22 protein-coding genes and 1 tRNA gene are annotated in these 22204 nt (G+C 72.5%); 14 read left to right on the top strand and 9 right to left on the bottom strand.

Annotation, left to right across the window (positions count from 1 at the left end; translation table 11 throughout):
• Positions 1-119 precede the first annotated feature (119 nt).
• Positions 120-461: a divalent-cation tolerance protein CutA gene (gene cutA, locus FZ103_RS09260; RefSeq protein WP_156000256.1), complete on the bottom strand. Its 342-nt coding sequence runs from the start codon at positions 459-461 to the stop codon at positions 120-122.
• Between the two features lie 102 nt (positions 462-563).
• Between cutA and pyrE the strand changes: the two genes are divergently transcribed.
• Complete coding sequence (gene pyrE / locus FZ103_RS09255) at positions 564-1097, top strand: orotate phosphoribosyltransferase (protein ID WP_156000255.1); 534 nt, start codon at positions 564-566, stop codon at positions 1095-1097.
• 17 nt (positions 1098-1114) lie between these two features.
• Here the strand turns inward: pyrE and FZ103_RS09250 are convergent, their stop codons facing one another.
• Positions 1115-1543: a RodZ domain-containing protein gene (locus FZ103_RS09250; RefSeq protein ID WP_343233450.1), complete on the bottom strand. Its 429-nt coding sequence runs from the start codon at positions 1541-1543 to the stop codon at positions 1115-1117.
• Positions 1544-1864: 321 nt separating this feature from the next.
• On the opposite strand from FZ103_RS09250, the gene fbaA reads away from it, so the two are divergent.
• The 7 genes from fbaA (at position 1865) to FZ103_RS09215 (ending at position 11081) form a co-directional block, all read left to right on the top strand.
• Positions 1865-2887 (top strand): class II fructose-bisphosphate aldolase, encoded by a 1023-nt coding sequence (fbaA, locus tag FZ103_RS09245; protein ID WP_156000254.1) that lies wholly within the window; start codon positions 1865-1867, stop codon positions 2885-2887.
• Between the two features lie 135 nt (positions 2888-3022).
• A complete protein-coding gene (locus tag FZ103_RS09240) occupies positions 3023-3439 on the top strand; it encodes a DUF3151 domain-containing protein (RefSeq protein ID WP_156000253.1) in 417 nt (138 codons plus the stop codon).
• 207 nt (positions 3440-3646) lie between these two features.
• Positions 3647-4930 carry an adenylosuccinate synthase gene (locus FZ103_RS09235; protein ID WP_156000252.1) on the top strand — a complete coding sequence of 428 codons (1284 nt, stop codon included), beginning with the start codon at positions 3647-3649 and terminating at the stop codon, positions 4928-4930.
• A 51-nt stretch (positions 4931-4981) separates the two neighbouring features.
• Positions 4982-6235, top strand: coding sequence for a phosphoribosylamine--glycine ligase (gene purD, locus FZ103_RS09230; protein WP_186356059.1), 1254 nt, complete (start codon positions 4982-4984; stop codon positions 6233-6235).
• A gap of 42 nt (positions 6236-6277) precedes the next feature.
• Positions 6278-7585 (top strand): adenylosuccinate lyase, encoded by a 1308-nt coding sequence (purB, locus tag FZ103_RS09225; RefSeq protein ID WP_186356058.1) that lies wholly within the window; start codon positions 6278-6280, stop codon positions 7583-7585.
• 679 nt (positions 7586-8264) lie between these two features.
• Positions 8265-9566, top strand: coding sequence for a UDP-N-acetylglucosamine 1-carboxyvinyltransferase (gene murA, locus FZ103_RS09220; protein WP_156000251.1), 1302 nt, complete (start codon positions 8265-8267; stop codon positions 9564-9566).
• Between the two features lie 249 nt (positions 9567-9815).
• On the top strand, positions 9816-11081 hold the full coding sequence (locus FZ103_RS09215) for a transcriptional regulator (protein WP_186356057.1): 1266 nt from the start codon (positions 9816-9818) through the stop codon (positions 11079-11081).
• A gap of 117 nt (positions 11082-11198) precedes the next feature.
• Here the strand turns inward: FZ103_RS09215 and hisC are convergent, their stop codons facing one another.
• Positions 11199-12290, bottom strand: a complete 1092-nt coding sequence (gene hisC, locus FZ103_RS09210; RefSeq protein WP_186356056.1) for a histidinol-phosphate transaminase — start codon at positions 12288-12290, stop codon at positions 11199-11201.
• Between the two features lie 114 nt (positions 12291-12404).
• Between hisC and FZ103_RS09205 the strand changes: the two genes are divergently transcribed.
• The 3 genes from FZ103_RS09205 (at position 12405) to FZ103_RS09195 (ending at position 15528) form a co-directional block, all read left to right on the top strand.
• Positions 12405-13124, top strand: a complete 720-nt coding sequence (locus FZ103_RS09205) for a hypothetical protein (RefSeq protein ID WP_156000250.1) — start codon at positions 12405-12407, stop codon at positions 13122-13124.
• Between the two features lie 490 nt (positions 13125-13614).
• Positions 13615-14826 carry an ATP-binding protein gene (locus FZ103_RS09200; RefSeq protein WP_156000249.1) on the top strand — a complete coding sequence of 404 codons (1212 nt, stop codon included), beginning with the start codon at positions 13615-13617 and terminating at the stop codon, positions 14824-14826.
• 264 nt (positions 14827-15090) lie between these two features.
• Entirely contained in the window at positions 15091-15528 is a 438-nt protein-coding gene (locus FZ103_RS09195; protein ID WP_156000248.1) for a cyclopropane-fatty-acyl-phospholipid synthase family protein, read from the top strand.
• A 34-nt stretch (positions 15529-15562) separates the two neighbouring features.
• Here FZ103_RS09195 and FZ103_RS09190 read toward each other — a convergent pair whose 3' ends face one another.
• Both FZ103_RS09190 and FZ103_RS09185 read right to left on the bottom strand, forming a co-directional pair.
• The gene (locus FZ103_RS09190) at positions 15563-16498 is read right to left on the bottom strand and encodes a MauE/DoxX family redox-associated membrane protein (protein WP_186356055.1); all 936 of its coding nucleotides are present in this window, start codon (positions 16496-16498) and stop codon (positions 15563-15565) included.
• The gene (locus tag FZ103_RS09185) at positions 16498-17442 is read right to left on the bottom strand and encodes a hypothetical protein (RefSeq protein ID WP_156000247.1); all 945 of its coding nucleotides are present in this window, start codon (positions 17440-17442) and stop codon (positions 16498-16500) included. The genes FZ103_RS09190 and FZ103_RS09185 overlap by 1 nt, the downstream gene beginning before the upstream one ends.
• Before the next feature lie 355 nt (positions 17443-17797).
• Between FZ103_RS09185 and FZ103_RS09180 the strand changes: the two genes are divergently transcribed.
• A complete protein-coding gene (locus FZ103_RS09180; protein WP_186356054.1) occupies positions 17798-18316 on the top strand; it encodes a SigE family RNA polymerase sigma factor in 519 nt (172 codons plus the stop codon).
• A 76-nt stretch (positions 18317-18392) separates the two neighbouring features.
• Positions 18393-18481 (top strand) — tRNA-Ser (locus tag FZ103_RS09175).
• 107 nt (positions 18482-18588) lie between these two features.
• On the opposite strand, the gene FZ103_RS09170 is transcribed toward FZ103_RS09175, so the two are convergent.
• Both FZ103_RS09170 and FZ103_RS09165 read right to left on the bottom strand, forming a co-directional pair.
• Positions 18589-19818: a sigma-70 family RNA polymerase sigma factor gene (locus FZ103_RS09170; protein WP_186356053.1), complete on the bottom strand. Its 1230-nt coding sequence runs from the start codon at positions 19816-19818 to the stop codon at positions 18589-18591.
• Positions 19815-20183 carry a YciI family protein gene (locus FZ103_RS09165; protein WP_186356052.1) on the bottom strand — a complete coding sequence of 123 codons (369 nt, stop codon included), beginning with the start codon at positions 20181-20183 and terminating at the stop codon, positions 19815-19817. The genes FZ103_RS09170 and FZ103_RS09165 overlap by 4 nt, the downstream gene beginning before the upstream one ends.
• A 187-nt stretch (positions 20184-20370) precedes the next feature.
• On the opposite strand from FZ103_RS09165, the gene FZ103_RS09160 reads away from it, so the two are divergent.
• Positions 20371-21015, top strand: a complete 645-nt coding sequence (locus FZ103_RS09160) for a dihydrofolate reductase family protein (RefSeq protein WP_156000245.1) — start codon at positions 20371-20373, stop codon at positions 21013-21015.
• Between the two features lie 69 nt (positions 21016-21084).
• On the opposite strand, the gene FZ103_RS09155 is transcribed toward FZ103_RS09160, so the two are convergent.
• Together FZ103_RS09155 and FZ103_RS09150 are read right to left on the bottom strand one after the other, a co-directional pair.
• Positions 21085-21387, bottom strand: a complete 303-nt coding sequence (locus FZ103_RS09155; protein ID WP_343233449.1) for a hypothetical protein — start codon at positions 21385-21387, stop codon at positions 21085-21087.
• Positions 21388-21580: 193 nt separating this feature from the next.
• Entirely contained in the window at positions 21581-22156 is a 576-nt protein-coding gene (locus tag FZ103_RS09150; protein WP_156000244.1) for a TetR/AcrR family transcriptional regulator, read from the bottom strand.
• Positions 22157-22204: the final 48 nt, after the last annotated feature.

Below are 22204 nucleotides of genomic sequence, written 5' to 3'. Positions count from 1 at the left end.
GGTGATCTCGGCCAGGTCCGCGCCGATGCCGCGGCGGCGCAGCGCGTCGCGCAGGCCGCACAGCTCCCACGGTTCCTCCAGCGGGCTGTGCAGCAGGACCAGGCCGGGCGGCTGCGCGGTCAGGGCCGGGTCTCCTCGACGAGCCAGTCGAGGTAGGCGCGGTTGCCGCCCTCGATCGGCACGGCGATGACCTCGGGCACGTCGTAGCTGTGCACCGACCGCAGGTGCTCGACGAGGTCGGGGAGGCGGTCGCGGGCGGTCTTCATCACGACCCGCCACTCCTGGTCGGCGCAGATATCGCCCTCCCACCGGTAGTAGCTGGTGATGGGCGCCTCGACCTGGGCGCAGGCGACGAGGCGCCGGTCGACCACCGACCGCGCGAGGTCGTCGGCCGACTCGCGGGTGTCGCTGGTGGTCTCGACGCGCACGTGCGCGCCGGCGTGCTCGCGCTCCTCGGCCATCACTGCCCACTTCCGATCCGCTGTCCGGCTGCCTGCCGCCGCGGGCGCCGGTCTCGGCCCGGCGCTTCGAGCGGTCCCCTCGGCGCTCTAGGCTCGGAGATCATGAGCGACCGCGACGAACTCCTTCGACACATCAACGATAAGGCCGTCGTGCGGGGCCGGGTGACCCTGTCCTCGGGCCAGGAGGCCGACTACTACGTGGACCTGCGCCGGGTGACCCTCGACGGCGCGAGCGCGCCGCTGGTGGGCCGGGCGATGCTGGAGGCCACCGCCGATCTGGACTACGAAGCGGTGGGCGGGCTGACGCTGGGCGCCGACCCGGTCGCGGCGGCGATGCTGCACGCGGCCGCCGCCCAGGGGCGGCGGCTGGACGCCTTCGTGGTGCGCAAGGAGGGCAAGGCCCACGGGCTGCAGCGCAGGATCGAGGGGCCGGATGTGGCCGGGCGCCGGGTGCTGGCGGTCGAGGACACCTCCACGACGGGCGGCTCGGTGCTCACGGCGGTCGCGGCGCTGCGCGAGGCGGGGGCCGAGGTGGCGGGCGTCGCGGTCATCGTGGACCGCGGGGCGGCCGAGCGCGTCTGCGCGGAGGGTCTGGACTACCGGGCGGTGTTCCAGCCGGAGGAGCTGCGCATCTGACGGGGGCGGCCGGGTGGTCAGGGCTCCACGGTGAAGCTGTAGCCGGCGTCCTCGTCGGAGATGTCCCTGTGTTCGCCGTGGACGTAGACCTCCACCTCGCTCGGCCGGCCGATCGTGACGTTGAGGATCCGGGACTCGTCGAAGCTGAGGTACTCGTCGGTCGTCAGCGTGGTGTCGGCCAGGACGTCGCCGCCGGGCACCCGGACCACGACGTCGCTGGACTCCCCGATCACCCGGACGAAGAGGGTTCCGGTCTCCAGCGCCTCGGCCTGGGGGTCGGCCTCCTCGCCCGCGCCTTCGGGCACAGCGGCGGCGTCGTTGCCGGAGGGCAGCGACTTGTAGAGGAAGAATCCGCCGAGGACCACCAGGGTGATGAAGAGTACGATCACCCCGCCGATGGCCACCATCTGGGCGATGCCTCGTGGATCGTTGCGATGTCGTCCCACGATGTTGAATGTAGCGTGTATCACCGGGGACATTCGACGGTAGGTCCCCACATATCTGTCCGAATCACTGCCAGGGGCATCATCGAGCCTGGTAAAAACACATACGGTAACGATCCGCCACAGGCCGCGCCTCGCCGGACACGCCACCGCGCGGCGGCGCGGCGAGACGCTCCGCGGTTTGGTCTAGACCTTTCGTTCCGCCGCCGACTTCGCGATACTTGCTCAGGCAACCCACTGGGTATTTCCGCCAAGAGACGCGGTTCCGCATCGACCGCCGGGGCCGCTCGCAAGACACTCCAGGCCAACCAGGGAGTCAACACCATGCCTATCGCTACCCCAGAGGTCTACACGGAGATGCTGGGCCGCGCGAAGTCGCAGGGCTTCGCCTACCCGGCCATCAACGTGACCTCCAGCCAGACCCTCCACGCCGCGCTGCGCGGGTTCGCGGAGGCCGAGAGCGACGGCATCATCCAGGTCTCCACCGGCGGCGCGGAGTTCCTCTCCGGTGCGACGGTCAAGGACATGGTCACCGGCTCGATCGCCTTCGCCGAGTACGCCCGGATCGTGGCCGAGAAGTACTCGGTCAACATCGCCCTGCACACCGACCACTGCCCCAAGGACAAGCTGGACGGCTTCGTGCGCCCGCTGCTGCGCGAGTCCTCCGAGCGCGTGGCCAAGGGGCAGCAGCCGCTGTTCCAGTCGCACATGTGGGACGGCTCGGCCGTGGAGCTGGAGGAGAACCTGCAGATCGCCGAGGAGCTGCTGGCCGCGTCCAACGCCGCCCGCACCATCCTGGAGATCGAGGTCGGGGTCGTCGGCGGCGAAGAGGACGGCGTCGTCGGCGAGATCAACGAGAAGCTCTACACCACCCCCGGCGACGCGCTGCGCACCGCCGAGGTGCTGGGAGTCGGCGACAAGGGCTACTACATGACCGCGCTGACCTTCGGCAACGTGCACGGCGTCTACAAGCCGGGCCACGTCAAGCTGCGCCCCGAGGTCCTCAAGGACGCCCAGGAGGCGGTGGCCGAGAAGCACGGCAAGGCCAAGCCGTTCGACTTCGTCTTCCACGGCGGCTCGGGCTCGACGCTGGAGGAGATCCACGCGGCCATCGACTACGGCGTGGTGAAGATGAACATCGACACCGACACCCAGTACGCCTTTACCCGGCCCATCGCCGACCACATGTTCACCAACTACGACGGTGTGCTGAAGGTCGACGGCGACGTCGGCAACAAGAAGGCCTACGACCCCCGCGCCTACGGCAAGGCGGCCGAGGCCGGGATGGCCGCGCGCGTCGCCGAGGCGTGCCGGCAGCTCAAGTGTGCGGGCAACAAGATGAAGTAGCGGCCCGCCCCCAGACGGGTCCCCGGTTCCCCACGAGCCGGGGGCCTTGCGTGCCCGGTCGCCACCACTTCCACGGGCGGACGCGGCGGCCGGGCACGCCCCCACGTCGGCGCGCGGCGCTGGCAGGATGGAGGCATGGACCTGCAACAGAACCTGCTCGGCGAGCCGCCGCCCACCCGTCTGCCCGACACCCCCGAGGCCGCCCGCGCCATGGCCGAGGGCACCGACCCCGCCAAGGTCGCCGCCCGCTTCCCGGCGTACTCGGCCGCCTGGGCCGCTCTGGCCGAGCGCGCCTTCGAGGCCGGCGAGGACGTCGCCGCCTACGCCTACGCGCGCACCGGCTACCACCGCGGCCTGGACCAGCTGCGCGGCGCCGGCTGGAAGGGCCACGGCCCCATCCCCTGGGAGCACGAGCCCAACCGCGGCTTCCTGCACGCGCTGCACATGCTCGCCTGCGCGGCCGAGGCCATCGGCGAGAACGAGGAGGCCGAGCGCTGCTCGACCCTCCTGCGCGAGAGCAGCCCGGAGGCGGCCGAGGCGCTGGGCGCCTGAGCCCCGTCCGCGCCGGTGGTGCCGCCGGCTCGGCAAGGCCGCAGCTCAGCCGCCCCGCACAGACATCCGTCCCTTAACCGCCTCGCGCGGGTCGTGTACGCTCAATGCGCAAGGGCCCCTGTCGCTTGCTTGCGCCAGGGGCTTGCTCATGTGCGGCGCACCGCGACCATCGACGGTCGGATCGAACGAATGAAGAGGTAGACCCGGATGCCGGCGATCACGCTCGTTGGAGCCCAGTGGGGAGACGAGGGCAAGGGGAAGGCGACCGACCTGGTCGGCAACCGGGTCGACTACGTGGTCCGCTACCAGGGCGGCAACAACGCCGGGCACACCGTGGTGATCGGCGACCAGAAATACGCGCTGCACCTGCTGCCGTCGGGCATCCTCTCGCCCGACGTGGTGCCGGTCATCGCCAACGGCGTGGTGATCGACCCGGCCGTGCTCTTCGAGGAGCTGCGGGGCCTGCGCGACCGCGGCGTGAGCACCGAGCGGCTGCTCGTCTCGGCCAACGCGCACATGATCATGCCCTACCACCGGGCGCTGGACAAGGTGACCGAGCGCTTCCTGGGCAAGGGCCGCATCGGCACCACCGGGCGCGGCATCGGCCCCACCTACGCCGACAAGATCTCCCGGACCGGCATCCGCGTGCAGGACATGTTCGACCCCAAGATCCTGCGCCAGAAGCTCGAACTCGCGCTGCACGACAAGAACCAGGTGCTGACCAAGGTCTTCAACCGGCGCGGGCTGGAGGTCGAGCAGGTCTTCGACGAGTACATGGGCTACGCCGAGGAGCTGCGCCCCTTCGTCGCCGACACCTCGCTGGAGCTGAACAAGGCCCTGGACGCCGGCAAGACGGTCTACCTGGAGGGCTCCCAGGGGACGCTGCTGGACATCGACCACGGGACCTACCCGTTCGTGACCTCCTCCTCGCCGACCGCCGGCGGGGCGTGCGCGGGAGCGGGCATCGGCCCCACGCGCATCACCAAGGTCGTGGGCATCATCAAGGCCTACACCACCCGCGTCGGCTCCGGCCCCTTCCCCACCGAGCTGCACGACGAGTGGGGGGACTGGCTGCGCCAGAAGGGCGGCGAATACGGCGTGACCACCGGGCGCAACCGGCGCTGCGGGTGGTTCGACGCGCCCATCGCCCGCTACGCCACCCGCGTCAACGGCATCACCGACTTCTTCCTGACCAAGCTGGACGTTCTCTCGGGCCTGGAGCGGATCCCGGTGTGCGTGGGCTACCAGGCCAACGGCACCCGCTACGACGAGATCCCGATGACCCAGACGGAGTTCCACCACGCGGTGCCCGTTTACGAGTACCTTGACGGCTGGAACGAGGACATCTCCCACGCCCGGGGCTTCGAGGAGCTTCCCAAGACCGCCCAGGCCTACGTGCGTACCCTGGAGGAGATGGCCGGAGCCCCGATCTCCGCGATCGGGGTCGGGCCGGGGCGCGACCAGACCCTCGAACTGCGCTCCCTGGTCTGACCCCGCGCGCGGCAGTCCCCTGTCCCCCTCGACAAACAAAGGGTCGGTGAAGTGAAAGCCCTGGTCCTCGGCGGCGGTGGCCGCGAGCATGCCCTGGTCCGCGCGCTGTCCCTCGACCCCGGGGTGACCGACCTGCACTGTGCGCCCGGCAACCCCGGCACCTCCGAGCACGCCGACAACCACGTGATCAACCCGGTCGACGGCCTCGCGGTGACCGAGCTGGCCGCCCGGATCGGCGCGGAGCTGGTGGTGATCGGCCCCGAGGCGCCGCTGGTGGCCGGAGTCGCCGACGCGCTGCGCGAGCGGGGCATCCCGGTCTTCGGACCCGACCAGCAGGCCGCCCGCCTGGAGGGCTCCAAGGGCTTCGCCAAGGAGGTCATGGAGGCCGCCGGCGTGCCCACGGCGCGCTCCCGGCTGTGCCGCTCGCCCGGCCAGGCCGCCGAGGCGCTCGACCTGTTCGGACCCCCTTATGTGGTCAAGGACGACGGCCTGGCCGCGGGCAAGGGCGTGGTGGTCACCGGCGACCGGGCCGAGGCCGAGCGCCACGCGCGCGAGTGCGGCCGCGTCGTCGTCGAGGAGTACCTGGACGGGCCCGAGGTGTCGCTGTTCGTGATCAGCGACGGTATCCACGCGCTGCCGATGCTGCCGGCCCAGGACTTCAAGCGCGCCTACGACGGCGACCAGGGCCCCAACACCGGCGGCATGGGCGCCTACGCGCCGGTCCACTGGGCGCCCGAGGGCCTCGTCGACGAGGTCATGGAGACCGTCGTGGCCCCCACCCTCACCGAGATGGCGCGGCGCGGCGTGCGCTACCAGGGCCTGCTGTACGTGGGCCTGGCGCTGACCTCGAAGGGCCCGCGCGTGGTGGAGTTCAACGCGCGCTTCGGCGACCCCGAATGCCAGGTGGTACTGGACCGGCTGGCCACCCCCATCGGCGGGCTGCTGCAGGCCGCCGACGTCGGCGGGCTGGGCACCAACACCAAGCTGGAGTGGCGCGGCGGTGCGGCGGTGACCGTCGTCGTCGCCGCCGAGAACTACCCCGGCGAGCCCGTCAAGGGCGACCCGGTCGGCGGGATCGACGCCGCCTCGGCGCTCGACGGCGCCTATGTGCTGCACGCGGGAACCGCCTGGAGCGGGGTGCGCGACCTCGTCTCGGCCGGCGGGCGGGTGCTCAATGTCGTCGGCACCGGCGACACCCTCGCCCGCGCCCGCGAGCGCGCCTACCAGGCGGTCGAGCGCATCGAGCTGCGCGGCTCCTTCCACCGCACCGACATCGCGGAGCGTGCGGCGGCGGGCGCCGACTAGGCGGAGGGCACTCCTGCCCGCGGAGCCTGCGAAAATGGGCGGGTGATCGAGCGCTATACCCTTCCGGAGATGGGGCGGGTCTTCTCCGACGCCCACAAGTACGAGCTCTGGTGCCAGGTCGAGACCCTGGTGCTCGAAGCCCACGCGGCCGACGGGACCGTGCCCGCCGACGCGGTGGAGCCGGTGCGCAGCGCGCCGCCGCCGACCCCCGAGCGGGTGGCCGAGATCGAGGCCGTCACCCAGCACGACGTCATCGCCTTCCTCACCGCCTGGGCCGACAACACCGAGCCGCGCGAGGCGGCGGCCTGGGTGCACTTCGGCATGACCTCCTCGGACCTGCTGGACACCGCGCTGGCCGCCCAGCTGGTCGAGGCCACCGACATCCTGCTGGCCAAGGCCGACACCCTGGTGGCCGCGCTGCGCGACCACGCGCTGGCGCACCGGGCCACGCTGCGCGTGGGGCGCACGCACGGCATCCACGGCGAGCCCGACGTGTGGGGCCACCGCGTCGCCGACTTCGCCTTCGGCCTGGCCCGCTCCCGCGACCGGCTGCGCCGCGCCCGCGAGGCGGTGGGCGTGATGGCCATCTCGGGGCCGGTGGGCACCTACTCCAACATCGACCCCCGCGTGGAGGCCTACGTCGCCGAGCGCATGGGCCTGCGCCCGGCGGACGTGTCGACGCAGGTGGTGCTGCGCGACGGCATCTCCGAGTGGGTGTCGTGCCTGGCGATCACCGCGACCGTGTGCGAGGCGATCGCGCTGGAGGTGCGCCACGGCCAGCGCACCGAGGTGCGCGAGCTGTGGGAGCCCTTCGGCAAGGGCCAGAAGGGCTCCAGCGCGATGCCGCACAAGAAGAACCCGATCCTCTCCGAGCGGATCTGCGGCATGGCGCGCAACGTCCGGGCCCAGATCGTGCCGGTGATGGAGGGCATCCCGCTCTGGCACGAGCGGGACATCTCCCACTCCTCCACCGAGCGGATCTCGCTGCCCGACGCCGCCATCGCCACCGACTACCTGCTGCACCTGACCACGCGGCTGGTGACCGGGCTGGTGGTGGACGCCGACCGGATGCGCGCCAACCTTGACTCCACCGGCGGCCTGATCTACTCCTCCACCGTCGTCTCCGAGCTGATCGAGACCGGGGCCTCGCGGGAGGACGTCTACGCGCTCGTCCAGGCCGCCGCCATGCGCACCTGGGACTCGGGCACGCCGTTCCGCGAGACGCTGCGCGAGGAGGCCGCCCAGCGCGGCGTCGAGCTGGACGAGGCGCGGCTGGACGAGGTCTGCCGGCCCGAGCGGTTCGTGCGCCGGCTGGACGGGCTCTTCGATCGCCTGGCCGAGCTGAGCTGAGTGCGCCGGGGCCGCGGCCGCGAGCGTGCAGGCGAACGCGCGGGCGTGCGTACGGATGCACGCGCGCGTGGGCGTGCGGGTGTACGTGCGCGCGTCCGCGGCGGTCCCGGACCCGGCCGCGCTCGGCCAAACATTTCCATGGCCGCGGATTGACCGGCGCGATGGTCCGCGGGGGCGCGACACGCCCGGATGCGGCGGTGCGGTCCGGACCACATCGCCCTCCCGCGGACCGCGCCGGCGCGTTCGGCGGCCGAGCGTCGTGGCCGGTCACGGCCACGGCGCCGCAGGACCGCGCCGGAACCGGCCACCCGAGCGCGCGTGATCCGCCCCACGATGGGAGCGAAGGGAACGCGCAGGACATACAGTGGTATCCGTCCTTTGCCCGGACGCCGGTCCAGCCCAGCATTCCGCAAAGGGCGCCCCAACAACCCGCCATCCTCCGGAACCGGCGCGGCGACCTGGCACCACGTCCGCATCACCGCGGTCGGCATGACGACCGCTTCAGCGGGCACACGACACGTAGTGCCAGTCAGCGCCACGATCCCGACTCCGGACACCCTGCGATGGCTACCAGGTTGAGCCCGCCTCGTCGGAACGCTCCGCCTGTCATCCGCGTCTGAGAGCGCACCAGATCCGACGAGAACGACCCCTACACCTAGATCGCCTCACGAAGGAGCACATGAGCATGGGCCAGGAGGTTCGTTACCGCGTCCGTGGCGGCCGTCCCCTCAACGGGACGGCGTTCATCCAGGGCGCGAAGAACGCCGTGCTGCCGATGATCGGCGCCGCCCTGCTCGCGGCAAAGGGACGCACGGTGCTGCGCAACGTCCCCATCATCGAGGACGTCCACCGCGCACTGGAGCTCGCCGAGCACATCGGCGCCAAGGTGGAGTTCCACGAGGCCGAGCGCACGGTGGTGATCGACGCCTCCCAGCTCAACGACCCCGAGCGCGCCGTGCTGCCGGCCGACATCGCCTCGCGCTTCCGCGGGTCCGTGCTGTTCGTCCCGGCGCTGATGCACCGGATGGGCCGGGCCCGGATCGAGGGTGTCGGCGGCTGCAACCTCGGCAGCCGCAAACTCGACTTCCACTACCGCGGCTTCGCCCGCCTGGGCGCCGAGGTCACCGAGGACGACGCCCGCAACCACATCAACGTCGAGGCGGGCAACCTGCGCGGCGGCCACCTCTACCTGGACACCCCCTCCCACACCGGCACCGAGAACCTGATCATGGCCGCCGTGCTGGCGCCGGGCACCACCGTCATCGAGCACGCGGCGCTGGAGCCCGAGGTCCTCGACGTCATCGACTTCCTCACCCGCATGGGCGCCAAGATCAGCGGCGGCGGCACCGGCTTCATCACCGTCGAGGGGGTCGAGGAGCTCACGGCGGTCGAGCACACCATCATGTCGGACCGTATCGACGCCGGCGTCTTCGCGATGATGGCCGCGGCCACCGGCGGCGAGGTCAGCCTGGTCGGCGCCCACCTGGAGCACCTGGGCGTGGCCCGCTGGAAGCTGGAGCAGATGGGCGTGGAGTTCGCCCAGCAGGGCGCGGTGCTGCACGTGCGGCGCGACGCCGGCTCCCCGCTGCGCCCCATCAACGCCGTCACCTCCCCTTACCCCGGCTTCGCCACCGACCTGCAGTCGCCGCTGATGGCGCTGGCCACGCTGGCCGAGGGCGAGAGCTACCTGCACGAGGCGATCTACGACGGCCGCTTCGCGCTGGCCGACGAACTGACCAAGATGGGCGCCAAGATCGAGGTCGACGGCACCCGCGCCATCGTCCACGGCCACACCGCGCTGCGCGGCACCCCCGTCGTCGCACACGACCTGCGCACCGGGGCCGCCCTGGTGCTCGCCGGCCTCGTGGCCGAGGGCGAGACCACCGTGGCACCGGGCTACCTGGTCGACCGCGGCCACGCTCAGTTCGAGAAGCGGCTGGTCGCGCTGGGCGCCGACGTGGTGCGCGAAACCGCCGACTAGGCGCGGAGTCCGCGGCCGGAACCGGGGCGGGAGTTCGGCTTCCACCCGGCTTTCGGCGTTCTGTGTGAAACGATCTTCATTGGCCCCGCACAATGGGTACGATCACGGCAACCATGCCGTGACAGGGAACAGGTTCGGGAAACCAGTGGGCGCACATAGTGAAGAGCGTGGAATGGTAGCGGGGAGCAGCCCGAGGTGAGTGCGCAGCGAACTGGCGATCTGACGATTGGTGTCATCGGTCCCCATGAAGTGGTCGAGCGAGTCATGCTCATGGGATCGGGGTCCACGGGGCCGCTCAACGCCAGACTCATCGCCGCCGCGTATCGAGATGAGCAAGAGGCGACCGACAAGGTGCTGCGCCTGGGTTCGGCGATCGACGCGTATCTGTTCGCCAGCCCCGTCCCCTACGAGTTCGCACGGAAGGCGGGCGTGCTGACCATGCCCGCCACCTACGTGCCTCTGGGAGGAGCCAGCCTGCACGAGGCCCTGCTGCGGGCCACCCTGGACGAACGGCTCGATCCCACCCGCGCCAGCCTCGACGTCCTCAGCCGCACCGACGTCGTCGAGGCCTACTCCGAGGTCGACCTGCCCGTCGACGGCATCCACGTCCACGAGGAGCTCACCAGCACCGCCCAGCTGACCTCCTTCCACGAGGGCCTGTGGCGCCGCAAGTCCACCCGCATGGCGATCACGTGCGTGCGCGGTGTCGCCGAGCGGCTGGAGGCCATGGGGGTCCCGGTGACCCGGCTGCGCCCCACCAACGCCGGGGTGCGCAGCGCGCTGCAGACCGCGGGGCTGCTGGGCGCCCACCACCGGCTGGAGGAGGCCCAGTTGGGGGTGGTCGTCGTCGACGTGCCCACGCTGCGCGACTCCACCCGCCGCTCCACGCCGCGCTACTGGCGCGACGAGCTGCGCCTGTCGCTCCAGCGGCTGCTGCTGCAGGAGGCGCACCGCATCAACGCCACCGCCCACCCGGTCGACGACCACACGTTCATGGTCACCGCCACGCGCGGGTCCCTGGTCACCGCTACCGAGGGGTTCCGCCAGCCGCCGTTCGTCGAGCGGATCAAGGCCGAGCTCGGGATCGCGATCGAAGTGGGCATCGGCATGGGGCGCACCACCCAGGACGCCGAGACCCACGCCCGCGCCGCCCTGAGCCGGGCACAGGCCACGCGGCAGAGCTTCGCGGTCGATCGGGAGGGCCGGTCGCTGGTTCCCGCGCAGCGTGCTCCTCAGCGCCCGTCGGCCGAGCCGCTGCGTACCAAGGGCCGCGAGACCCTGCTGCGGCTGTCGGAGAAGATCGCCGAGGAGGACGGGCCGCTGGTGGTCGACGCCGAGAACGCCGGGCGGATGCTGGGCGTCACCCCGCGAACGGCCCGCCGCCTGCTGCGCACGCTGGTCGAGGAGGGGCTGGCCTGGCCGCTGCCGCCCAACCGCACGCTCCAGCCGGGCCGGCCGCGCCAGCTGTACCGGCTGATCCTGGAGAAGCTGGACAAGGACAAGGCCGGCAAGTAGCCGCCGCGCCGCCCGCGCGCCCGCGCGGGCGGCACTTCGACCTCCGGGCCGGACCCCGCCGCAGGCGGGGCCGGCCCGTTTCGCGTCCGGGTCGGATGCGCGACGCGCAGGGCGCGGTCAGGCGCGGTTGCGGCGCGGGTACTCGCGCGCGACCTCGAGGAAGGCGTCGTTCTCCTCGGGCGCGCCGACGCTGACCCGCAGGCCCTCGCCGGGGAACGCGCGCACCGCCACACCGGCGGCCTCGGCGGCGGCGGCGAAGGCCGCGGTGTCCTCGCCCAGGCGCAGCCAGACGAAGTTGGCCTCGGTCGGCGGCACCTCCCAGCCGTCGGCGAGCAGCGCGTCGCGCACCCGCTCGCGCTCCTTGACGGTGGCGGCCACACGCTCCAGCAGCTCCTCCTCGGCGGCCAGGGACGCCACCGCTGCGACCTGGGCGACGTGGTTGACCGCGAAGGGCACCATGGTCTTGCGGACCGCCGAGGCGATGTGCGGATGGGCGACGAGGTAGCCCACCCGCAGCGCGGCCAGGCCGTAGGCCTTGGAGAACGTGCGCAGCACCGCGACGTTGGGGCGGTCGCCGTAGCGGGTGGCGCCGTCGGGGACCTGGGGGTCGCGGACGTACTCGCGGTAGGCCTCGTCCAGGACCACGAGCACGTTCTCGGGCACCCGGTCCAAGAACGCGGTCAGCTCGGACTCGCGCACCGCGGTGCCGGTGGGGTTGTTGGGGTTGCACACGAAGACCGCGCGGGTGCGGTCGGTGACGGCCGCGGCGAGCGCGTCGAGGTCGTGGGTCTCGCCGCGCAGCGGGACGGTCACGGCCTCGGCCCCGGACAGCCCGACCAGGGGCGGGTAGGCCTCGAAGGAGCGCCAGGCGTAGACGACCTCGGTTCCGGGTTCGGCGGTGGCCTCCAGGATCTGCTGGAGCAGGCCCACCGACCCGGCGCCCAGGGCGATGCGGTCCTCGGTGACGCCGAGCCGGGCCGCCAGCGCGGCGGTCAGCTCGGCGGCCGCGGTGTCGGGGTAGCGGTTGAGGTCCGCCGCGGCGGCGGCCACCGCCTCCAGCACGGAGGGCAGGGGGCCGTAGGGGCTTTCGTTCGAGGAGAGCTTGACCGACCGGCCGCTCGGCGAGACCACCTTGCGCCCGGGTTTGTAGGCGGGGATGGTTCCCAGGACGTCGCGAAGGTATGGCGGATTCGGCTCGGACGCGAACACTGGTGTCCTTCCTCGATACTCTGTGCAATATCCAGGCTACTTTCGGCGATCATCGCCAGGGAGCAGTGCCTGCGGACCTCAGCGGCAATATCGCACAGAAGAGGAATCAGCACCATGGAGCACCCCCTGCCAGCACGAAGGGCGGCGGCGTCGGCACTGGCCGTGATCGCCGTCGCCGCCGCGGCCGCCTGCGGCGGCGCCCAAGGGGCCGAGGGCGGCGACGCCCGGAAGGATCCCGGCGCCGAGGCGGCGCAGCGCCTGCACGAGGCCCAGCTGCTGCAGTTCCGCGAGGCCAAGGTGGTGCCCGAGCGCAGCGAGACGGGCACCTACGCCGAGCTGAGCACCACCAAGCGCACCGACAAGCTGCGCGAGTCCACCGAGCTGGACAAGCCCCAGTGCATGGAGGCCGCCAACCAGTGGGCGGACCTGCCCGAGGTGCGCAAGGCCCCCACGTCGCTGGCCACCTTCGCGCGCGGCGACGACACCCTCACCCACACGCTGATCAAGGTGCCCGAGGAGACGGCCGAGGAGGTCGTGGCGGCCGAGCCGCCGAAGGGGTGCGACAGCTACACGGCGACCATGAAGGACGGGTCGACGACCTCCTACCGGCTGATGAAGGTCGAGACGGAGCCGGTCGCCGACGGCTCGCGGGCCTTCGCCGTCGAGACCTCCCTCGGCGGCGAGACGGTGTGGCTCTACAGCCTCGTCTACCGCAACGGCGGGTACCTGGGCACCACCACCATGCTCGGCCCCGACTCCGAGGACGACTACCGCGAGACCGTGGCCGCCTTCACGGAGAAGGCCGTGGAGCGCCAGGAGAAGGTACTGGCGTAGCGGGTGCGGGCCGGTGCGGCCTGCGCAGGGGGCGGCCGGCTCGGCGCGGCCTGCGGGGCGGGCGGACGTGCCCTGCGACCGGTCCCGCCTGCGCGGCGCACGGGCGCGGGGCGGAGTAGACGCGCGGAGTATCGGGGTGCGCCCCGCGTTTGGCGGACCGGGCGGCCGGCGCGCCCGGTGCCGCCTGCCGGGACACGACGGCGCGTGGAGGGATGTGCACAACCCGCCGCCGCGAGGGTGGCACCGTCCGGCCGCATCCACTAGAGTTCCCTTGATCGAACACACGTTCGAGAAAGGAGTGGGGGGCATGACCACGGCAGCGCACGTCCCAGGTCGGACCGCGCCTCGGCCCGCCGGGGTCGGGCGCGCCCCCCACTCCCCATTCGGCGACCGGCTCGCACTGCGCCGCGTCGACTGGGACGCGCCGTCCTCTGCCGCTTTCTACCGCTCTCTAGAGGCCGCGCTAGAACCGCGTATAGGGTCCGATGGCATGGACCCCGTGCGCAATCCCTACGCCCCCGGCGCCGGCCAGCGTCCGCCCGAGCTCGCCGGACGCGAGCGCGAGCTCCGCCAGTTCGAGGTCGTGCTGGAACGGGTCGCGCGGGGGCGCCCGGAGCGCAGCACCGTGCTCACCGGTCTGCGCGGCGTCGGCAAGACCGTGCTGCTCAACACCTTCCGCTCGATGGCCATCCAGCGCCTGTGGGGCACCGGCAAGATCGAGGCCCGCCCCGACCAGTCCATCCGCCGCCCGGTGGCCGCCGCCCTGCACATGGCCCTGCGCGAGCTGGCGCCGCGCCACCGCGCGCCCGACCGCATCGAGCACGTGCTGGGTGTACTTAAGGCGTTCGCCCAGGCCAAGGCCGACGAACCCGCATCCGGCAAGTCCGGCGCCAAGGCCGCCAAGGGCGGCCCCCGCTGGCAGCCCGGCATCGACGCCCCGGCCGTGCGCGGCAGGGCCGACTCCGGCGACCTGGAGATCGACCTGATGGAGCTGTTCGTCGACGCCGCGTCGATCGCCACGGACCTCGGGGTGGGCATCGCCCTGTTCATCGACGAGATGCAGGACATCACCCCCGACGACGTATCGGCGCTGTGCACGGCCTGCCACGAGCTTTCGCAGAACGGCGGACCGCTGATCGTGGTCGGCGCGGGGCTGCCGCACCTGCCCGCCGTGCTGTCGGCGAGCAAGAGCTATTCCGAGCGCCTGTTCCGCTACACCCGCATCGACCGGCTCAGCCGCAGCGCGGCCGACTACGCGCTCACCGCGCCGGCCGATACCGAAGGCGTGTCCTTCGGCCCCGAGGCCCTTGAGGCCCTCTACCGGGTCTCCGACGGCTACCCCTTCTTCGTGCAGGCCTACGGCAAGGTCACCTGGGACCACGCCCTGCGCAGCCCTATCACCGCCGAGGACGTCGAGATCGCGGCGCCGGAGGCCGAGGAGGAACTCGCGGTCGGGTTCTTCGGCAGCCGCTACGAACGCGCCACCCCGGCCGAACGCGACTACATGCGTGCCATGGCCGCCCTGGGCGACGAGCCCGTGCAGACCACCGAGGTCGCCACTTCCCTGGGCCGCCGCCCCTCCAGCCTCTCCCCCGCCCGCGACAGCCTGATCAAGAAGGGCCTCATCTACAGCGCCGAACGCGGCACCATCGCGTTCACGGTCCCGCACTTCGGACGCTTCCTCCGCCGGCAGCCGGATTGAGCACCGGGCGTCCGGTGCGGGGTGTGTGGGGTTGTATCGGCGACTCTAGTGTTATTCCTAGAGATCGCTAGAGGAGTGAAGACGAGCGTAGCGAGATCCCGACCGGGACCGAGCACCGAAGGCGGACCGTCGGGTTCGTCAAAGCTCGAAATCTCTAACTCTTTCTAGGAATTCCACTAGAAATCATTAGACGTCGGCATAGCCGCCTGCTCGCGGCATCCCCCATCGGCCCCCGAATACGCCGCCCCGGCCTAAGCTCACTCCATGGCACAGGACCTCTCGCCCCGTCTCGCCCTGATCGTGGACGCGCTGCCGCTCACGCCCGGGGCGCGGGTCCTGGAGATCGGGTGCGGACCGGGCGCGGCCGCGCGTGCCGTGGCCGCGCGGTTGACGACCGGGCACATTCTCGCGATCGACCGCTCCGCCAAGGCGGTCTCGCTGGCCGAGGCCAACTCGGCCCGCGAGATCTCCGCCGGCCGGATGAGTGTCAGGCGGGTCCCGATCGAGGAATTCGAGTTGGAACCGGGCGAAGCCCCGTTCGACATCGCCTTCGCGATCCGCGTGGGCGCGCTGGACGGCCGCCATCCGCAGGCGGGCCGGCGCGCGCTGGCGCGCTTCGCCGATGCCCTGGTGCCCGGCGGCCGCCTACTCATCGACGGCGGCCGGCCCTTGCGGGACGTGCCCCTGCCGCCGCGGCGGTGACCCGCCGCACGCGGCGCCGCAGCGCCGCGACGGCTCAGGCGGTCACCTGGGAATCGGCCTCGCGCTCCGGACCGTGCGCGGACACCGCGTCGCCCACGGACTGGACCTCCACGCCCGCGGGGGCCTGCCGGCGGGGGCGACCGCCGCGGCCGGAGTCGGCGAGGCCGCCCAGCGCGTAGAGCACCTCGCCCGTCTCGCGGTCGGTGATCACGGCGCGGATGGCGGGCCGGCGGCCTTCCAGGGGGATGCCGAACACCACGTCGACCGGCCGCCCGCTGCGGCGCCCGGGGAACACGGCGAACCTCCAGCAGCCCTGCCGCCAGACGTCCAGCGGCTCGGTGCCCTCCACCACGGCCGCGTTGCTGCGCCACACGTCGCTGGCCCGCAGGCGGGCGAGCGTCCGCTGCACCGGGATCTCCCGCACCGCGCAGGGCACCGGGCGGGCGGCCCGGCGCGCGAGTTCGACCAGTTCGGGCGAGAGCGCACCGATCAGCACCGCCTCCAGCGCCAGCACCCCGGCATGCCCGAGCGTCGCCCCGGCCGCGACGCCGGCGGCCGAGGAGGGGACGCCGATCGCGGCGAGCGCCGAAACCGCCAGCAGACCGCTGCGGGCGATGCTGCGCCAGTCCACCGGGGTCGTACTGAGTCCGCCGAAGCAGCCGCACCCGGTCTCGGGCGAGCTGCGCCGCAGGACGACGAGCGCCGCGGCCCCGCCGGCGAAGAGCAGGGCGGCGCCGATGCGCGCGGCGTCGCCCGCGATCCCCCACGCGCCGAGCAGCGCAAGGGCGAGGACTCCCTCGGCCGCACCGTGTGCGAGCGTGGCGGGCCGCCGCCACCCGATCGGCAGGAGCACCGCCGGCCCCTGGCCGCGCGGCGAGCGGTCGAGCAGTTTGGCCGCCGCACCCGGCAGCAGGATCACGGCAAGGACGAGCAACTGCGCTTCGCGGACTACGTCGAGCACGGTAACCATCACCCCAGGGTCAAGGTCGCGTTGAAGCAGCCGGATTCGGGCCGGCCGCCGAGCGCGAGGAACGCGCCCAGTGTCAACTGCGCGATCCGGCCCTCCTCGCCGGGGCCGCAGTCGGTGCAGCGGTCGCAGAAGTGCGCGGTGACCGAGGCGCAGTCGACCACCGGCAGCACGGCGGAGTCGCCGGTGCACTCGTTGCGCAGCGAGAGGGTCGTGCCGAGCGAGAGCAGCGGCAGCGGCAGGCAGCCGCGTACGCGGTCGCAGCCGGGGCCGCAGTCGCTGTCGCGGTCCACAGCGGGGTAGGCGGCGCCGAGCAGGCCCGCCCGGTCCGGGTCGCCGACCGCGGGGTCGTACCAGGACACCGATCCCCGGATCCGGTCACCGACGGCCTCGGGGGCCTTTGCCGGCGCGGCGTCCCACACGGGAAACGGCGGCTGCGTGGTCGCGGGCACGACCGCCTGCACCGCGCCGTCCTCAAAGACGCCGATCACGTCGAGCAGGTAACCCGGCTCCAGCACCGGATGGCGCACCCCGATGCGGCCGGAGTAGCGGTAAGGCACCACCACAGAGCGGCGCCCGCCCGTGTGGCCGGTGTCGACCACGAGCGTCTCGCCGGAGCGTTCGGCGATCACGCCGGTCACCCGCGCGAGCCGCACCCAGATCCGCTCGGCGACCGCCCGGCCGGCGCGGCACCTAACGACCACGTCGTCGCCGACGCGCAGCGCCGAAAGGCCCGTCTCGCGCCCGCACCAGAACGTGGTCGCCGCCTCGAACAGGAACCGCTCCTCGCCCTGCGCGGTGGCGACGGCCACCAGGCGCGGGGTGATCTCGGTGACGACGCCGCGGACGACGGGATCGGGCTCGGGCGCCGGTGTGGGCTCCGGCGCGGCGCGGTCTCCCAGCACCACCGCGGTGTGGCGCCGCCGGGCACTCGCATCGACGGGCATCGGCCCTCCTTCCACCGTCCGACCTGTCTCCATTGTCACCGCCGGCGGCTCAGCGGCCGTCTCCCACGCCGACGTCGCCGCATGTCACAGTGCTGGCGTGTTTGCCCGCGGGCTTGCGGGGCGCCGCGCCCGCCGCGGGGCCGCGGCGCCGCCCGGGCACGCAACGCCCGGCGGGCTTGCGGGGGTCCCTCCCGCCCACAAGGACACAGAACGCCCCGTTTGTACAGAGATGGGCCTGATGAGAGCTGCCGATTACTTCCGCCGTGACACAGTGAGAACCACGACGGGGATGTGAACGGGGTTGCGCGCCCGGCCGCCGCCGGGCCGCGACCAGGGAGCCCGGGGCGGTGATCGCGTGACGGGGACGGTGCACAGGTCCAGATACGAGGAGTTCGCCGCCTACGTCGGCGACCGCGGCCCCGCACTGCTGCGCATGGCCCGCTCGCTGGCCAACAACAGCTCCGACGCCGAGGACCTGCTGCAGGCCGCCCTCATCAAGACCTTCTTCGCCTGGGACAGGATCGCCAGCCCCAACGCCCGCGACGGCTACGTGCGCCGTGCCATGGTCAACACCCAGATCTCCGAATGGCGCCGACAGCACCTGACCGTCTACCCCACCGGCGAGATCCCCGACCAGCGCATCGACGACCCCACATGGAAGACCGACCTGGCCGACGTCGTCCACCGCGCCATCGGCCGGCTCCCCGGCCGCCAGCGGACGATGGTGGTGCTGCGCTACTACGAGGACATGACCGAGGCCCAGATCGCCGACCACCTGGGCGTCACGCTCGGCACCGTCAAGAGCACCCTCTCCCGCGCCGTGAGCAAGCTCCGCCAGGACGCCGACCTCACCATCGACCGCGCCACCACCTGAACCGGCACCGGCCGCGGCGCCACCAGGGATTCGTTTTGCACGGAGGACCGCGCGATCGGTACTCTTAACCCAGCCAGGAGGCTTCGCCTAGTCCGGTCTATGGCGCCGCACTGCTAATGCGGTTAGGGTTCACGCCCTTCCGGGGTTCAAATCCCCGAGCCTCCGCAGGTCAGATGGGGTTCCCCGCGCGTATCACCTGCGGGGGACCCCGTTTTTTCGCCCGCTCCCTCCGCCGGCCCACCGACGGCGATCCGCCGGGCCCCGGCCGCCGGTCACCCGTCGGTGCCCGCGAGGCGGCGCAGGCGGTGCCGAAGATGCCGCTGCTCCGCGAGGTTGACGGTGGCGGCGGCGGCTCGCCGGTAGGCCTCAGCCGCGTCGGCGGGCCGGTCGGCCTGCTCCAGCAGGTGGGCGCGCACCGCGTCGGTCCGGGGAAGGCCGGGGTGGTCGGCTTCCAGCGCGTCGATCGCGGCGAGTGCGACGTCGGTGCCTTCGACCATGGCCTGGGCGACGATGCGGTTCAGGCTGATCGTGGGGTTGCGGTGACCGGTCACGATCTCCAGGAGCCGGTAGAGCGCGAGAATCTCGTTCCAGTCCGTGGCCGCGGTGTCGGAGGCTTGGGCGTGCAGGGCCGCGATGCAGCTCTGGAGCAGGTAGGGCCCGGGGTCGGCGCCCGGGGCGGCCTGTTCGACGAGCTCGATCCCCTCGCCGATGAGGTCGCGGTCCCACAGTGTGCGGTCCTGCTCGTCGAGCGGCCTGAGGCTCCCGTCCGGCGCCACCCGGGCCGGGTGGCGGGCCTCGGTGAGCAGCATCAGCGCGAGGAGCCCGGCGGCCTCGGTCGACTCGGGGACGCTGCGGCGCAGGAGCCGGGCCAGGCGGATCGCCTCGGCGGCGAGATCCGCGTCGCGCGGTGGTGCTCCCGCGGTCGTGTGGTGCGCCTCGGTGAACATCACATAGAGCACGTCGAGCACGGAGGCCAGGCGCTCCCGCGCGTGTTCGGGCCGCGGGAGCGGCCGGCCGAGAGCGGCGACCCGGCGCTTGGCCCGCGTGATCCGCTGGGCGATGGTGGCTTCGGGAAGCTGGTAGACGTTGGCGATCTGGGCGGTGGTCAGTCCGGCGACCGCGCGGAGGGTGAGCGCGACCCGCGCCGAGCGCGGCAGGTCGGGGTGGCAGCACAGCTGCAGGACCAGCAGCGAGTCGTCGCTTTGGCGGGCCTCCGGCGTCACCGGGGGATGCAGCATCGCGGCGCGGGTCTCGCGGTTCCGGCGCCGGGCGTCGCTGCGGGCGCGGTCGGCGTACCGGCGGCGGGCTGTCGCGGTCAGCCAGCCCAGGGGGTCGTCGGGGAACCGCGTCGGCCACTGCTGGTACGCGTGCAGGAGCGCCTCCTGGACGGCGTCCTCGCACAGGTCGAACTGAGCGCTGCCGTAGCTGCGCAGCAGGCGGGCGAGGGCCTGCCGCGCGAGTTCGCGCCACAGGCCCTCGCCGACGGGATGCCGTTCGGTCACTCGTCGCCCAGATCGGCGAACATCACCGGCCGCACTTCGAGGGCGAGGCCGGGGATGGCGGCGTCGGGGATCTGCTTGGCCAGCTCCAGCGCCCGGGCCTCGTCCTCGACGTCGACGAGGTAGAAGCCGCCCATGAACTCCTTGCTCTCGGCGAAGGGGCCGTCGGTCACCTCGGGCCCGCTCCCGGAGCTGCGGACTACCTTCGACCGGCTGGGATCGGCCAGGGCCTGGGTGGCGACGAACTCGCCGCTCTCCTTGGCGGCGGCCATGAAGGCGCCGTGCCCTTCCTGGATCTGCCGCTGCTGCTCCTCGCTGAGCTGCTCCAGCGCCGCCGGGTCGACATGCATCAGGATCAGGTACTTCACGGTTTCCTCCTCGGTAGGCGGCCACGCGCGTGGCCGTTCACCCCGTGGTCGCCGCCGACGGCGCTCATCCGACAGGACGCCGAGAAAATCCGCGAGAGTTGTCGTGCGGGGCGCGCCGGTGACGACCACCGGGTACGCGACCGCAGCGGTCGCGGCGAGCCGGTCCAACCATTCGAGGAGGCCGATCATGACACAGCAGGTCCGTGTCCACTGCTTCACCGTCACCCGGGACGGGATCGGGGCGGGCGAGGAGCAGAGCTTCGAGCACCCCTTCGGCCACGCCGATCCCGGCGACCTGTTCGCCTGGGCCGGTGCCACGGCCAATTGGGTCAACCGCACCGATCCCGGCGGTACCCGGGGGCTCGACGACTACGTCGTCCGCGATTTCACGCGCAACATCGGCGCCGAGATCATGGGACGCAACAAGTTCGGCCCCGTCCGCGGCCCCTGGCCCGACCACGAGTGGCGGGGCTGGTGGGGCGACGAGCCGCCTTTCCACACGCCGGTCTTCGTCCTCACGCATCACCTGCGGCCCTCGTTCAAGCTGGGCGATACGACCTTCCACTTCCTCGACACGACCCCGCACGAAGCGCTGAAACAGGCGAAGGCCGCCGCGGGCGGTCGGGACGTGCGGATCGGCGGCGGCGTGACGACCCTGCGCGAGTTCCTCGACGCGGACCTGATCGACGAGATGCACATCGCCGTCGCCCCGTACGAGCTCGGCAGCGGCCTGCGGCTCTGGGACAGCCCCAAGGAGCTGACCGACCGCTACCACCTGGAACGGGTGCCGAGCCCGAGCGGGGTCGTGCACCACTTCTTCTGGCGGCGATAGCGGCGCGGAGGACACGGTGGCCGTCGGCGGCGGCCACCGCCGCAAGCGGCGGCGCGGGCGAGCGCGGCCTCAACCGGGGGTCTTGGTCACCCGCACGGATCCGGTGCCGTCCATGATCTGCCAGGAGTTGGCCAGCACCTGCGCGAGCGGGACGAAGTCGCGCTCGGCGGGGGTGGTGATCTCGCTGTCGCGGTCGAGCGCCGCGAAGACGCACCAGCCCTTGCCCGCGACCTTGCACGCCCACGGCGCCAGTTCCGCGGGCATCTCCGCGGGCGGACCGGTGTCGGGGTCCGGCTCCAGGGCGATACCGCGCCTGTCGGCCTCGCGCTGCATGACGCGGGCGGCGTGCTCGCCCACAGACAGGTGCGTCACTGGTCACTCCTTCGAGGAATCGCGCCCTGACCCGTGCGTCGTCGGGCCGCGGATGCGCAGCGGGCCCGTCACGGGTCGACGATAGCCGCTCCCGCCGAAGGAACGCGCCTTCGAAGCCGCGACCCCGGTGGCCGCCGGTATGCCAGGAGGCGCATGTCCGGACCGGTGCGCGTCCGCTGTCGTCGGCGCGACGCTAGCCGGCCCGCGCGTCTTCGCGTAGCAGGCGGGCGGCCAGGTCGCGGGCCTTCTGGACGCGGCCGTCTCCGCCGTCGATGCCGGTGTGGGCGATCGCGCCCTCGATCAGCAGGAAGACGTGTTCGGCCAGGTCCTCGGCATCGGCCTGCGGGGCGTCCTGCGCGATCAGTTCGGCGAGGCGGGTGCGGACCGCGCGCTTGTGGGCCCGGATGACCTCCCAGCCCGCGTGGCCCGGGGGCAGTTCGGCGGCGGCGTTGATGAACGCGCAGCCGCGCGCCGCCTCCAGCCCCGGATGGGAGACGTAGGCGTCGATGAGGACGAGGGTGCGCGGCGGGGCCGCCGCGGCCAGGCGCTCGTCGAGGTAGGCCCACCAGTCGTCGTGCCGGCGCTGCAGATAGTGCACGACCAGCTCGTCCTTCGACCCGAAGCGGTCGTAGAGGGTCTTCTTCGTCACCCCGGCGGTGTCGGCCACCAGAGCCACACCTACCGCGTTGATGCCCTCGCGGTAGAACAGCCCGCCTGCGGCGTCGAGGATCCGCTTTCCCGCCGGGGTCATGTCGGCTCGTGTCGCCATACCGGGAAGTATACCCACCGGTGGGTTGACCTGTCGGCGAGGCAGTGG

Origin of the sequence: Streptomonospora sp. PA3, from assembly GCF_009728995.1 — a bacterium.
Taxonomy (GTDB): Bacteria; Actinomycetota; Actinomycetes; order Streptosporangiales; family Streptosporangiaceae; genus Streptomonospora.
This window is presented reverse-complemented; position numbering and strand designations above follow the sequence as displayed.

Coding starts and splice junctions, on each gene's coding strand:
- cutA (WP_156000256.1), bottom strand. CDS start 461: ATGGCCGAGGAGCGCGAGCACGCCGGCGCGCACGTGCGCGTCGAGACC.
- pyrE (WP_156000255.1), top strand. CDS start 564: ATGAGCGACCGCGACGAACTCCTTCGACACATCAACGATAAGGCCGTC.
- fbaA (WP_156000254.1), top strand. CDS start 1,865: ATGCCTATCGCTACCCCAGAGGTCTACACGGAGATGCTGGGCCGCGCG.
- FZ103_RS09240 (WP_156000253.1), top strand. CDS start 3,023: ATGGACCTGCAACAGAACCTGCTCGGCGAGCCGCCGCCCACCCGTCTG.
- FZ103_RS09235 (WP_156000252.1), top strand. CDS start 3,647: ATGCCGGCGATCACGCTCGTTGGAGCCCAGTGGGGAGACGAGGGCAAG.
- murA (WP_156000251.1), top strand. CDS start 8,265: ATGAGCATGGGCCAGGAGGTTCGTTACCGCGTCCGTGGCGGCCGTCCC.
- FZ103_RS09205 (WP_156000250.1), top strand. CDS start 12,405: ATGGAGCACCCCCTGCCAGCACGAAGGGCGGCGGCGTCGGCACTGGCC.
- FZ103_RS09200 (WP_156000249.1), top strand. CDS start 13,615: ATGGACCCCGTGCGCAATCCCTACGCCCCCGGCGCCGGCCAGCGTCCG.
- FZ103_RS09195 (WP_156000248.1), top strand. CDS start 15,091: ATGGCACAGGACCTCTCGCCCCGTCTCGCCCTGATCGTGGACGCGCTG.
- FZ103_RS09190 (WP_186356055.1), bottom strand. CDS start 16,498: ATGGTTACCGTGCTCGACGTAGTCCGCGAAGCGCAGTTGCTCGTCCTT.
- FZ103_RS09185 (WP_156000247.1), bottom strand. CDS start 17,442: ATGCCCGTCGATGCGAGTGCCCGGCGGCGCCACACCGCGGTGGTGCTG.
- FZ103_RS09160 (WP_156000245.1), top strand. CDS start 20,371: ATGACACAGCAGGTCCGTGTCCACTGCTTCACCGTCACCCGGGACGGG.
- FZ103_RS09150 (WP_156000244.1), bottom strand. CDS start 22,156: ATGGCGACACGAGCCGACATGACCCCGGCGGGAAAGCGGATCCTCGAC.